General features: G+C 54.2%; 12 protein-coding genes and 1 tRNA gene. 7 read left to right on the forward strand and 6 right to left on the reverse strand.

What is annotated here, in order from left to right:
- Nucleotides 1-127 precede the first annotated feature (127 nt).
- From NXS13_RS06165 to NXS13_RS06180, 4 genes are all read left to right on the forward strand, one after another.
- On the forward strand, nucleotides 128-523 hold the full coding sequence (locus tag NXS13_RS06165; RefSeq protein ID WP_259078752.1) for a low molecular weight phosphatase family protein: 396 nt from the start codon (nucleotides 128-130) through the stop codon (nucleotides 521-523).
- A 9-nt stretch (nucleotides 524-532) separates the two neighbouring features.
- On the forward strand, nucleotides 533-1,576 hold the full coding sequence (arsB, locus tag NXS13_RS06170) for an ACR3 family arsenite efflux transporter (RefSeq protein ID WP_259078751.1): 1,044 nt from the start codon (nucleotides 533-535) through the stop codon (nucleotides 1,574-1,576).
- Between the two features lie 189 nt (nucleotides 1,577-1,765).
- Nucleotides 1,766-2,791 (forward strand): zinc-dependent alcohol dehydrogenase, encoded by a 1,026-nt coding sequence (locus NXS13_RS06175; protein WP_259289497.1) that lies wholly within the window; start codon nucleotides 1,766-1,768, stop codon nucleotides 2,789-2,791.
- A 93-nt stretch (nucleotides 2,792-2,884) separates the two neighbouring features.
- Nucleotides 2,885-3,943, forward strand: a complete 1,059-nt coding sequence (locus tag NXS13_RS06180) for a hypothetical protein (RefSeq protein ID WP_259078749.1) — start codon at nucleotides 2,885-2,887, stop codon at nucleotides 3,941-3,943.
- Nucleotides 3,944-3,986: 43 nt separating this feature from the next.
- Here NXS13_RS06180 and NXS13_RS06185 read toward each other — a convergent pair whose 3' ends face one another.
- Together NXS13_RS06185 and NXS13_RS06190 are read right to left on the reverse strand one after the other, a co-directional pair.
- Nucleotides 3,987-4,982 (reverse strand): PHB depolymerase family esterase, encoded by a 996-nt coding sequence (locus NXS13_RS06185; RefSeq protein WP_259078748.1) that lies wholly within the window; start codon nucleotides 4,980-4,982, stop codon nucleotides 3,987-3,989.
- A gap of 60 nt (nucleotides 4,983-5,042) precedes the next feature.
- Complete coding sequence (locus NXS13_RS06190) at nucleotides 5,043-5,459, reverse strand: hypothetical protein (protein WP_259158429.1); 417 nt, start codon at nucleotides 5,457-5,459, stop codon at nucleotides 5,043-5,045.
- Between the two features lie 225 nt (nucleotides 5,460-5,684).
- On the opposite strand from NXS13_RS06190, the gene NXS13_RS06195 reads away from it, so the two are divergent.
- Nucleotides 5,685-6,980: an acyltransferase gene (locus NXS13_RS06195; RefSeq protein WP_259078746.1), complete on the forward strand. Its 1,296-nt coding sequence runs from the start codon at nucleotides 5,685-5,687 to the stop codon at nucleotides 6,978-6,980.
- 268 nt (nucleotides 6,981-7,248) lie between these two features.
- Here NXS13_RS06195 and NXS13_RS06200 read toward each other — a convergent pair.
- Nucleotides 7,249-7,322: transfer RNA gene (locus NXS13_RS06200), tRNA-Gly, on the reverse strand.
- A 570-nt stretch (nucleotides 7,323-7,892) separates the two neighbouring features.
- Nucleotides 7,893-9,182, reverse strand: a complete 1,290-nt coding sequence (locus NXS13_RS06205; RefSeq protein ID WP_259078744.1) for an adenylosuccinate synthase — start codon at nucleotides 9,180-9,182, stop codon at nucleotides 7,893-7,895.
- 192 nt (nucleotides 9,183-9,374) lie between these two features.
- Here NXS13_RS06205 and NXS13_RS06210 point away from each other — a divergent pair, with 192 nt between their 5' ends.
- The gene (locus NXS13_RS06210; protein ID WP_259158432.1) at nucleotides 9,375-9,818 is read left to right on the forward strand and encodes a YbjN domain-containing protein; all 444 of its coding nucleotides are present in this window, start codon (nucleotides 9,375-9,377) and stop codon (nucleotides 9,816-9,818) included.
- 39 nt (nucleotides 9,819-9,857) lie between these two features.
- Nucleotides 9,858-10,658, forward strand: coding sequence for a hypothetical protein (locus NXS13_RS06215; RefSeq protein WP_259158433.1), 801 nt, complete (start codon nucleotides 9,858-9,860; stop codon nucleotides 10,656-10,658).
- Here the strand turns inward: NXS13_RS06215 and NXS13_RS06220 are convergent.
- Both NXS13_RS06220 and NXS13_RS06225 read right to left on the reverse strand, forming a co-directional pair.
- Nucleotides 10,655-11,815 (reverse strand): aromatic acid exporter family protein, encoded by a 1,161-nt coding sequence (locus NXS13_RS06220; RefSeq protein WP_259078733.1) that lies wholly within the window; start codon nucleotides 11,813-11,815, stop codon nucleotides 10,655-10,657. The two genes, NXS13_RS06215 and NXS13_RS06220, sit on opposite strands and share 4 nt — an antisense overlap.
- 105 nt (nucleotides 11,816-11,920) lie before the next feature.
- Complete coding sequence (locus NXS13_RS06225; protein WP_259289498.1) at nucleotides 11,921-12,637, reverse strand: VWA domain-containing protein; 717 nt, start codon at nucleotides 12,635-12,637, stop codon at nucleotides 11,921-11,923.
- Nucleotides 12,638-12,659 lie beyond the last annotated feature (22 nt).

Below are 12,659 nucleotides of genomic sequence, written 5' to 3' on the forward strand. Positions count from 1 at the left end.
GAGTGTGAAGGTACTCTTATCACTGAGGTTATCACTAAGGTTTTATTCACATCACCGGCGGCCTAGACGCCACCCTCCTCTGGTAGCTTTAGAGTGCAATTTGCATACCCTTTAGATAAGGACCTCCATGACACCCACAGTCCTCTTCGCCTGCCGCCACAACGCCGGCCGCTCCCAAATGGCCGCGGCTCTCGCCGGATATCACGCAGGCACAAAAATCCGCGTCCTGAGTGCTGGCACAACACCAGCCGATGATATTCACCCACTCGTAAGCGAGGTATTGAAGGCGCGCGGTTTGGGTGCGCACACCACCGCTCCCCGACTGCTCACCGCTGATACCATCGCTGAATCTGATTGGGTGATCACGATGGGCTGCGGTGAAAGCTGCCCAGTATATCCAGGCAAGACTTACGAAGATTGGCCAGTCGACGATCCAGCTCACCAATCCGAAGATAAAGTCAGAGAGATTATGGCCGACATAGAACGTCGCGTGATCAACCTCATCGAGCGGATTACTGCATAAATGACGACGATGACTTCTCCCCCGCGCCTATCATTTTTAGATCGCTTCTTGGCCATATGGATACTCATTGCTATGGCGCTGGGGTTGGCTATTGGACAGCTTATCCCTGGTGTGCAGACATACCTGACGGCTCTGGAAATATCCCATGTTTCGCTCCCCATAGCAGTGGGGCTGATCGTCATGATGTACCCACCCCTGGCGAAGGTGCGGTACGACAAAGCCCAAGCACTGATCAAAGACAAACGGCTGATGATTATTTCGCTGGTTCTCAACTGGATCATTGGGCCGGCGGTGATGTTTGCCTTTGCGTGGCTTTTCCTCAGCGATTTGCCCCAGTTGCGAACTGGTGTCATCATCGTGGGCTTAGCTCGGTGTATCGCCATGGTCCTGGTGTGGTCTGACTTGGCTTGTGCAGACCGCGAGGCGACGGCAATTTTAGTAGCGATTAATTCTGTTTTTCAGCTCCTTATGTTCTCAATTTTGGGATGGTTCTATCTCGAGGTGCTTCCTACCTGGCTCAACCTCGATACCAAGAGCGTAAACTTCTCGTTTACAGATATTGCGCGTTCGGTTCTGATCTTCCTAGGAATTCCTTTGATTCTGGGACTGCTCAGTCGGATTGTGGGCGAGAAGTTAAAAAGCCGAACTTGGTACGAAGAACGCTTCCTGCCACGTATTTCACCGCTAGCACTTATAGGCTTGCTTTATACCATTGTGGTGCTCTTCTCACTCCAGGGCGATGCAATCTTGGCCAACCCAAGTACCGTCGCACGTGTGGCCTTGCCCTTGCTGAGTTATTTTTTGTGCATGTTTTTCATTGGCCTGATCGTGTCATGGTCGGTGGGGATGAATTATCAGCAATCGGCCTCAGTGGCGTTTACTGCCACGGGCAATAATTTCGAACTGGCCATCGCGGTAGCGATCGGAACTTTTGGGGCCAGCTCCCCTGAAGCGCTAGCAGGAACGATTGGTCCACTTATTGAGATCCCAGTTCTCGTAGGTCTTGTCTATGTGGCGCGGTGGATCGCACCGAAACTCTTTGGGAACAAATAATAAGCATCACAGCACGTGTCGACGCATCAGACGCCCCCACCTCGGGGGCGTCTGATGCGTCAAAGGGATTCTGCTCCCTTGATTTCCTTTAGCGGCATGAGATGTGGTGATGGCCTATTCAGAGTCGGTCAGCATGCACGCGAGCTAATTCACTCATATGAGACAGACAAATTAGGGTATCCTAAGTATATGTCTGAAAAATTCAAAGCTGCGGTGGTTGAAGAATTCGGCCCCACTCTCACCCTTAGTCATATTGACCTCCCGGAGCCTGGCCCTTTCCAGGCACTCGTCCGAAATATTGCATCTGGCATTTGCCACACTGACCTCCACGCTGCTGAGGGCGATTGGCCCGTGAAACCCACCCCACCATTTATTCCGGGCCATGAGGGTGTCGGTGAGATTATTAAGCTCGGCCCCGGCGTCCACGACCTTAACGTTGGCGATATGGTGGGCAACGCATGGTTGTGGTCTGCCTGCGGCTCCTGCGAGCATTGCATCCAAGGCAACGAAACCCGATGCGAAAATGCCGAGTACGGAGGCTACACCATTAACGGCTCCTTCGGTGAATATATGCTGGTTGACACTCGTTATTGCCCACGCATACCCGACGGCGTCGACCCCTGCGAAGTGGCGCCGATATTATGCGCCGGCGTAACCGTATACAAGGGCCTAAAAGTAACCGAGACCAAGCCGGGACAATTCGTAGTCATTTCTGGCATCGGCGGACTCGGTCATATCGCCGTGCAGTATGCCGTCGCCATGGGTATGCGCGTCATCGCCGTCGATATCGCCGATGACAAACTTGAGCTCGCCCACAAGCTTGGCGCCGAATATACCGTCAATGCAAAAGACTGCGATCCCGTCCAAGCCATCCGCGACTATACCAGCGGGGGCGCGCATGGCGTACTCGTCACCGCGGTTCATCCCCAAGCATTCGGCCAAGCGATCGGCATGACGCGCCGTGGCGGGACGATTGTCTTCAACGGGCTACCTCCAGGGGAATTTCCCGCACCGATCTTTGACATCGTTCTCAAAGAACTCACCATCCGCGGTTCCCTTGTAGGAACTCGCCACGATATGGCCGAAGCTCTGGACTTCTACGCTCGTGGGCTTATTAAACCCACATGGAAAGAAGTTGGACTCGACGAGGTCAACGACGTCTTCGCAGACCTTATCGATGGCACGGTCGATGGTCGCCGCGTGATTAGATACTAAAATTTCCGATAGGTCATTCCTCCTCATCATTATGAGGAGGAATTTTTTGTCCTGTACACTCTGTGACGTTCACGTATATTTGGAAGGACATAAATGAACCGTACTAAACTGCTGGCCGCAGCCCTGGCAGCAACCCTTATCCCCGTAAGTCCGGTACATGCAGCAGAGAATACTGTTGTGGCTGGCTATACCGTTAGCGTTGATGCTTCAGCCCAAACCTGCACAATCACCCCAACCGACGTCGCTCGAGCTCAAACGAAAAACCTTGGCGATACCATGTGGGTAGGTGCTGAAAAAGCTATTCTTTCTACGGGGCAACCGTGGGCTGCGGCTCAGGCACAGAAGATCAATGAGCAGCGCCAGCTCGGCACCGCTAAAGGTAACGTTGCTATTACCACTCCCATGGCAGCTCTCGAAGCTCTCTCGGTGCTGAAAGCTGGAAAAGACACGAAGGGGGCGGTTGACACCCTTAAGAAGCTACCGATCATAGGCTCCCTCATCGGGCTCATCCCTCTAGAGGGAACCGTCTCTTCGATTTTCGACACCATCGGCTCTTTAATCGGTGTCGCCATCGATGTGGATAAACTCATGCTGCCCGGGGAACTGGCAGCGCGCTTTGTCAACCCCAGCATCGACGCCTCAACTCCATTTGTAGCCTCGGGTGGTCAAACCTTCGCGCTCAACAAGATTGCGGCTGAAAAAAATTACTACCAAAAAGAGATAGACAATCCGAGCTATGCACGGGCACCGCTTACTGGTGCCGCCTTAAAGCAGGCTCGCGCCCTCGACCCCGAGTTCAAGAAGGCGTGGGCTGCGTATAATACAGACGCGGTCAAGGCTCTTGATGCCTGCATAAAACCCGCAGCCGATACGGCGCCGACCAATCCTCAGGACGTTCGGCCCCAGGACGTTCCCAATAGCCCAGATCTCCTCAAACCTCTCGATCCTCAGCAATCAGGCAGCGATGCTTCCTCGAGGATCGACGCCGCCGATAAACTTAGTTCGCTAGCCGGCAATGAGAATGGGTCTTCTAAAGCTATCGGCATTACCTCTGCTGTCATTGGTATTCCAGTCCTCTTGGGTATCATCGCCGCACTGATCCCTGTGATCAAGCCTCTGCTCCCGCCAGAGATCAGCCGCTTGCTTCCTTAAATAAATAAACTCCCCGGTATAACCCGGGGAGTTTATTAAAATCTTAGCGACGCTGTCTGGAGAGGAAAGACCAGATCTCGTCAGCAGTGCTGGGGGTATACCACCATAAGTGCCCACCAGGGACCCGAATATGCTCGGTGGGGGCCGCGCAGCCTTGAGCTACGACCTTGGTGGCACCACCGGGCAGTGGGTGTTCGGTGCGTCCCGCCCAGCAGCGATTACGCTGCGCATAGCGTTCCATCATCTCTCTACCACCGTAGTAGTGCAGTCCATAGCGGAAACCGCCATTATAGTTATGCTGTTGATCGCTCATCCCGTGAACGTTGATAAAAGCGATGGGATTGCCCTTGCAGTTGCTATCCACCGCATCAAAATAAGCGCCGGATACTGGAGCGACTCCTGCGAAAAGATCGGACGCGTGGCAGCCAAGTACCGCGGCCATTCCAGACCCCGTCGACATACCTGTGGCATAGATGCGGCCACGATCGATATTATAGGAGGCCTGAACACGGTCGATGACGCGCCGAATGAAGTCGATATCTTGGCCTGGTGCGGACGTGGCGGTGGGGTTACCCTCCCACGATTGATTCCAAGAATCTGGGTACACAATGATTGCGTCGCGACCTATCGACGAGTACTTGAGCCGCGAGTAGTTACGAAAATTCTCAGAGGTATCCTGATATGCGGGGATGCCCACCATCACAGGGAACGGGCGCGCCGCGTCATAACCGGCTGGCACGTCGATGAGGAACCGGCGGTTGCCATATGGGGTATTCACCCACAAGGCTCCGAAACCTCCGTTAGCTACGGGTTGTGGCTGCGATGGACGCCAACCGGCCGGAGCCGGCGGTAGTGGCAGTGGAGCGGAACTCGAGGAACCTTGAGCGAGCTGACGCTGAATATCGTTGACAGTGCGCTCAACCTGGGTGCGCGCATTGTCAATCGCTCCCTGAACCTCGGGCGGCAACGGCAACTGAGCCTGAGCGGTGGCGGGGAGTACAGAGGTCATGAAGGTTGCCGCAAAAGCTGCAACTGCCATGCGCGAAAAAGTCTTGTTCACAATAATCTTTCCACTAATTTTTCTAAAGAATAGGGGGAGCTAGTAACCAGCGACGCCTTGGGCGCCACCCGGCAGCTCAACAGGAGCTTCAACAGGGGCCGCCGGTTGTTGAGGGGGCGCTGGAGGTTGATACTGCGGAACGGGCGCGGGAGCTGGGGCTGGGACAGGTGCAGGCGCCGGAGCAGGTACGGGGGCTGGTATCTGTTCCTGCGGTGCCGGAACTTGATCGGGCACCACTGGGGCTGGATCACCTGCGGTTGTCGCTTCCCCTGGAACCGGCTCTGCGGAAGTAGACTCGACCGTAGTCGTTGGGGTGGTTGTGATAGTTGACACAATCACCGTGGTCGTCGACGTCGTCGTGGGTGCTTCTTCATCATTGCCACAGGCAGTGAGCGCGAGCGAACAAACTCCAGCGCCAATAATGACACGGGCGACTTTTTGAGATAAGTAGGCCATATTGATTCCTCCCCTTAGGTGTTGGTCCATTTTAGTACGTTAAAATTATCAGCTGCGAAAACTCTCACCTAATAGTGAGCCCCCTCGGGGGGAATTTCTGCGGGACTTATTATTACCGATCATTAACATATCAAGGATCGTTGATAGTTTCAGAGCTAACCCTTATGGGGTCACGTATAGTACCTTCTGATGACGAAACCGCCGAGCGAATAAAGAGAGAAAACGTTGACCGCCTTTCCCATCACTGGCAAGCGCCCCACCCTTCCTTCTTTGACGGGCGCACGCTGGTGGGCCGCCGTGGCGGTCTTCCTCCTGCATGCTTTAGTATTCCTTGCCGTTTACCCTTTCCAAAAGGGTGAGCTTTTTGCCGCCCTCCACCGCCTTGTTCCCATGCAGTTGGGGTCCGCGGGTGTGACTTTCTTTTTCGTATTGTCTGGTTTTCTCATTTACTGGTCGAATAGCGATGTCAGAGGGGCTCGCGATATCGTTTACTATCTTCGACGGCGCTTCACCAAAATTTATCCGATGCACTGGGTTGCGTTGGTGCTCTTTGTTTTAGCCTCGGCATCCATTAGCCGCGACGGTATCACCTTTGCACTCGATTTCTCTCGACTCGAACTTTGGGTACCCAATGCCCTGCTTATTCATACATGGAATCCCCATTGGGCACTTCTAGGTGGTCTCAATGTCCCCTCCTGGTCCCTAGGTGCAGAGATGCTTTTCTATATCTCTTTTCCTTTTATTATTCCCTTTGTTAACAAGCTCACTGGCTCGCGTACATGGTTTGCTTTCTGGTCGCTCTTTGCATGCGCGAGCGCGGTGGCTCTCAGCGTGCACTTTATTTTCGAAGGCGGCTGGGCCACTGCAAATGCTTTCGTACCACGTTTGTGGGATATGGATATCTCGCCAGTTGCAGAACCCCATGCCGATCCAGTGTGGTTCCAGCAACAATCCATTCCGGTGCATATGGCTTATTTCTTCTCCTATTATTTCCCTCTCTCGCGTCTCGTAGAGTTTTATATGGGAGCCTTAATAGCCAAACTAGTTGCGGAAGGGCGTTTTGATAATCGCAAATTGCTGTGGCCGCTGGTGGCTTTAGTGCTAAGCTTTGGCGCTACATGGTTTGTCCCGGTGGCCTTAAAGATGGCGGTGATGATGCTCGTCCCCATGTGCTTTGTGGTGGGAACTCTAGCCACCCGGGATTTAGCCGGCATTTCTGGGCGCATCGCTCAACCTCGCGCAGTCCTTTTGGGAAATATCTCTTTCGCCTTCTATCTCGTGCAGTTCCCAGTGATGGTATTTCTCCAGCGTTATCTCATTGCTGGTCATAGCTGGGGTTTTCTGGGATGGTTAGGATCAGCAATCTTAAGCTTCCTCATCTCACTCATTGTGGCGTGGCTGATGTTTACCCTCATCGACGATCCCCTCATGAAAGCCACTGCCAGAGGCCCGAAGCGGTCTCGGAGGCGGGAGAATATTCTTATTCGCGATGCACGGATCCTGCTCAATATAAAACACTGATACGAAAATGATATGAGCGGTACTCATGACCGCCTGACGACGGGAGTCAACTCTAATGAATGTGCAATGCGTCAATAGCGCGTTCCGCCTGTGGTGAGGCGATTTGGAAAAACCATACCCCACGGGGGAACTTTGGGTAGCCAACGAGGATGGAATCTGCTCATCAACGAAGGACAGTGGAGCAGACTTCTTAAGGTGGTTATATAACCAGCGCTCTCGACTCTGACGGTGCTAGCGCGATGGGCCCGTCAAATAGCGGATATTGTAGTGGAGCTGGCGACGGGAATCGAACCCGCGCCGTCTGCTTGGGAAGCAGAAGTTCTGCCATTGAACTACGCCAGCAATGGTCTCATAATATCACCCATTGATCTCCAAACAAGAATTCCCAGCTAAGACCAGAGCTCTCCCCCACCTCAGCCCATTAAAAAGGGGTAGGAGCGGAGTCCGTTTCGTTGCAGAGAGGATTGTTGGCTCGCGTTTGCGCAGCACTTTTGCGCGGCGCATCCATGCAGTAGCTCTAAGCAGCTCTAAACAGCGGCTCTCCCAGTCGCCGACGCAAGACCCACGAGCCCTCCAGCACACTCTCTTCCCCATACGCCAGAGGATGCGGAGATTCGACAGTGTACCCAGCTCAGTTTTCCTAGTAAGACACTGAGGCCCGTGGCCCCATACCATCCGATAATTAATGGCGGTAGTAAATTGGGGCCTCCCCATAGAAGCAGTCTGGATGCCGTTGCCCTGCAACGGAGGTGCCTGAGGGTCGAATATTTATTGTCTATCGAATCACTTAGGCCACAACGGTTTTCTACCAGTAGCACTCCACCACAAATCAAACCGCGATACAGTGGAATAAAAATAACCCACATCTGCGGAGCAATTGAAGCTCGCAGATGTGGGTTCTTTAGAAGTAGTCTAATTCTCCATAACGTCATGCAACACAATAGTCTGATCGCGCCCAGGACCTACACCGATATAAGAAATACGGCAGCCAGATAGTTCCTCTAAGCGGCGAACATACTGCTGCGCCTTATCGGGCAGTTCTTCAAATGTCGTGCAGCTAGTAATATCCTCATCCCATGCAGGCATCGTCTCGTAGATCGGGGTGGCGTGGTGGAATTCTGATTGCGTCAATGGCATCTCATCGTAGCGCTTTCCGTCCACGTCGTAGGCCACACAGATCGGGATTTCCCCGATACCAGTGAGCACGTCGAGCTTGGTGAGGAAAAGATCGGTAAAGCCGTTGACGCGAGAGGCATAGCGGGCGATCACGGAATCGTACCAGCCACAGCGCCTCTTGCGGCCGGTATTCACACCTACTTCCCCACCGGTGGTCTGCAGGAATTCGCCCCACTTATCAAATAGCTCAGTGGGGAATGGGCCCGCGCCCACACGCGTGGTATAGGCCTTAATAATGCCAAGCGAGCTAGTAATGCGCGTAGGTCCAATGCCCGCGCCCACACAGGCGCCACCAGCGGTAGGATTCGATGAGGTGACAAAGGGATAGGTGCCGTGATCAACATCGAGCATGGTCGCTTGACCACCCTCCATAAGGATATGTTTGCCGGCATCGAGGGCTTTGTTTATTTCGAGTTCCGCATCAATCACCATTGGTCGCAGGCGGTCGGCATAGGAAAGGAAATACTGGACCGTTTCCTCCACATCAATGGCTTGGCGGTTGTACATTTTAACCAGTACCTGGTTTTTGAATGCCAAGGCAGATTCGATCTTTTGCCTCAGGATCGATTCGTCGAAGATATCTTGCACGCGAATACCCACACGCGAGACTTTATCGGCATAGGTTGGGCCGATACCACGCCCGGTGGTACCGATCGCGCGTTTTCCTAAGAAACGCTCCTGAACTCGATCGAGTTTTTGATGATAGGGAGCAACGAGATGTGCATTCGCAGAAATTCGCAGGCGGGATGCCTGAGCTCCACGGGCTTCGAGGCCGTCGATTTCGGCGAAAAGCGCTTCTAAGTTGATCACAACACCATTGCCCAAAATTGGGGTGGCGTTCTCCGAAAGTACGCCCGCGGGAAGCAATTTAAGCTCGTATTTTTCGCCGCCGACAACGACGGTATGCCCAGCATTATTTCCGCCGTTTGGTTTGACGACGTAGTCGACGAGCCCGCCGAGGATATCAGTCGCTTTACCTTTGCCTTCATCGCCCCACTGGGCGCCGACGATTACGATTGCTGCCATGATCAAAATCCTTATCGGGAATGGTGTATGCTGCGCTGCGAACGCGTAGACGATTCCTCATTGTACATGCCTGGCCACCTTCTACGGCTGAGTAAAGAGATCCGCTCAGTCGCAGTCTCCTAGTACACTAGGAGACGTCAATCCGTGCGACTGTTTCGCACTTTTTCTACCTCGAATATGAAGGGCCTTTTTATGACTACTCCTACTCCATTTACCATCGACCGCGTAGCTAAAATCTTCGACGAGAAGGGCTATAACTACAATACTGACGATGACGGCGATATCTACGCCGGCTTCGACGAGAATAAATTCATGCTGCTCGCCACTGGTCAAAAGCGCGAGGTATTTGCGGTGCGCTCCGCGTGGAAGGCCACCGGGCCCATCGAATCTCGCGCTACCTTGATGGAATTCTGCAATGAGTGGAATCGCACCAAGATGTGGCCTAAAACGTATGTCACCGTTAATGATGAGGGGATTGTCGGCGTGCAGGCTGAGGTTAATACCGACCTCGAACATGGTGTTACCGATGCCCAGCTCGAGCAGTTGCTCAACTGCGGTATCGCTACGGCCTTGCAGTTCTTCCAAGAACTAACAGAGCAATTCGCTGTGGCCCAGGCGGATGAACCCAAAGAGTAAATGAGGCAGACGCTCCTGATTAAAGCGGGGGAATGTTCCATGCAACCCCCCGCTATCGAATATCTGCGTACCTCTGATAAGCCCACTAGAGCCGAATTGCGAGCACTCGATAGTCTCGCGGCTCAGATACTTCCCAACGATCCCACGCCCAGCTTGGATGAGATAGTCAAGCGCCCCGATATTCCTCATATGGGTCAACCAACGGTGGCCCCCCAAAAGGATTATCTCCTACACCCTCTACGCATCATTGTGGCGGGAAGCGATGCGGCGCTGTCGCTCGTGGTCACCCGCTTGATGCGTAGCGATCGGCTGTGGGCAGAGGTCGCCTTTATTCCCACTCATGAAGAATCTGCTGTGGCAAGCTGTTGGGGGCTGCCGCGGGACACTCAGCAATGCCTCGATATCGCTCTGAATGCTCCCGTTGCGCCCATGCCACTCATCCGCGATGACACCGCCACAGCACTGATGGGTCGTGGAGAGGTGAGCGCGTGGGACGCAAAGGAAATGACTGCCGAGATCGTTGTCGATGATGAGGTATTGCTGCGCCATCAAGCGCGACGTTTAACCCCGCGACGGGGGATATTCGGAGCGCGACTAGCACCCATGCTTGATGCCCCCGGATTAGCAGCAGTGGTCCTTGATACCCCTGTTGTTTCGCGCTCTCGACTCCTAGGGCCATGGGGAACCGCGGACCCTGAGTCCGTGATGATCGGGCGGGCCCTGCAGGCCGGTGGAGAGCAGCTGCGAGTGACCATTGATGGTATCTCTCGGCCTCGCGCTACTGACCGTGTCACTTTCTATCGCCACCTGCGCGACCTGCAGGCCGTGCGACCAGCCTAGTTTTCGTCGAGAGGCAATTCGCTGCCCCAAATCTCTGGAGGTTGTGCTGGGGTGCTGGAGGTCGGCTTGAGGGTCGCTATCGCGCTGCGACGACTCAAACCGCAGATCTGCAGGAGATCGACAATGATCGAACGGGATTGGCCCAAGATAATTTGTGCACTCAGAACGTGTTCGTTGGCGGTATCGAGCCCCGCCATACTTCCCAAGACTCGCAACCGCTTCACTTGCTCAGGAATTACTTTGTATTCCTTGTCATCACCGTGGAAGAGTCGGTGTAACTCATCGGCCACGCTCGCGAGTTCCTCAATGATATAGAGCTGGTCGTCGGAGACTTCATCGTGATCTTCCGCTAGCACGAGGGCGCGCCTAGCGAGCACGCGGGTATTGCGCATAGCGTTGTCCACGGGGTTGAGCAGACGCATGAGTGATTCAATTTTCTTGCGTTGCCGCCACAAGAGGGGCGAGACCACAATATTTTCTTTACCTGCCCGTGCGGTCGCAATCATAGAGTTGATGGCTCCCTGGGTACCCCGGGCGCTGTTTAATGCCTCTTCAATTCCAGCTACGTCACCTGTGCGCAAAGCTGCTGCTACTTGGGCCAGCACCTGCGAGGTCATTTGAAGTAACTGAGATACTTCATTACGTCCAGGTTTGAGTGGCGATTGGGGTAAAAGGGCGATCACAACCAGCCCAACAAGGCCGCCCACGAAGGCGTCCACCATGCGGTCTGGTCCTCCACTCGTAGAGGGGGGCAAAATAGTAGCCACCAATACCGCGGCGAACGCGGCTTGGTTGGCCACGAGAACACCTCTATCGATAAAAGTGCCGAGGGCGATGGCGAGAGTGACGCCCACAGCAATCTGCCATACTCCGGAGCCAAATGTCTCAATCAGCAGGTCACCGAGGCCCACGCCCAAGGACACTCCTACTACTAACTCCACAGCGCGTCGAAGCCTCTCACCACCGGCGGTGGAGAGGACGATCACGGTGGCCATAGGGGCGAAGAAAGGATGGGGGTGGTTGAAAATATGAACGCCCGCCCAATAAGATGCGCCGGCCGCAATACCTGCCTGGAGGATATAGAACCACTGATTGCGGAGGCGAGTAAGCCCATCGCGAACTCTTTTTTCCACGGTGCCCGGGACTAATGGATACATGAACTAAAACCTCTTTAGAATCTAAGCGTATGCATTACCATACCCACCCCCTGAGACATGGCAAAAGCCCAGCGTAAACGCTGGGCTTTTGCTGCAGACCTTCAATTAGGCCTTATTGGCGTAAGTCACGGTACCACCCGTAGCCTCGGAGATAACCTGCAGGTAAGCAGGGTCATTCTTGAAGGTCACGGCGTCCACGCGCACATTTGGGTGCTCGTCAGTCATCTTGAGGGTTAGCTGGGCGATATCGCCGCCACAGGTATCCACACCATCAGAGAATACAACGATACGGGCTGGGCCGTCAGCTGGCAGCAGCTTGGCGGCTTCCTCGATGGCCTTGGTTACTGGGGTATAACCGCGAGCTGGCAAAGCCTCGATGGCCGCGGTGGCAACCTCAGCATCCTCGAGGGAAGAAAGGGGACGAAGAACCTCAACGTCTTCGCAACCCTGAACTTGGCTCTCTGGAGCGTTGTCGGTGTTGTGTCCGAAGACAACCACGCCGAGCTCGCTGCTGGTGGGGAAGTTATTCACCAATTCAACAGCAGCTTCCTTAGCCTGGGTATAGCGGGTCTCATCATTGCCCTCGTCGAGCATGGTAGCCGATGCATCCATGACAATAACGGTGGGTAGGGCCTCACCGGCGTCTACAGGAGTTGTTTCCTGCTCCATAGCCTCCATAGTCATCGTCTCCTCTGCGGTTACCACAGCAACGGTGCTGGGGGCAGTGGTGGTTTCAGGCTCGGTGGAGGAGCAACCAGCTACTAGCAGGGCGCTGGTGGCAAGAACAGTGGTGAGAATCTTGGGGGTGGAAATAGCAATCACAGCTTTCTTAAAATCTAAGCAA

Source organism: Corynebacterium sp. ES2730-CONJ (assembly GCF_024834055.1).
Lineage (GTDB): Bacteria > Actinomycetota > Actinomycetes > Mycobacteriales > Mycobacteriaceae > Corynebacterium.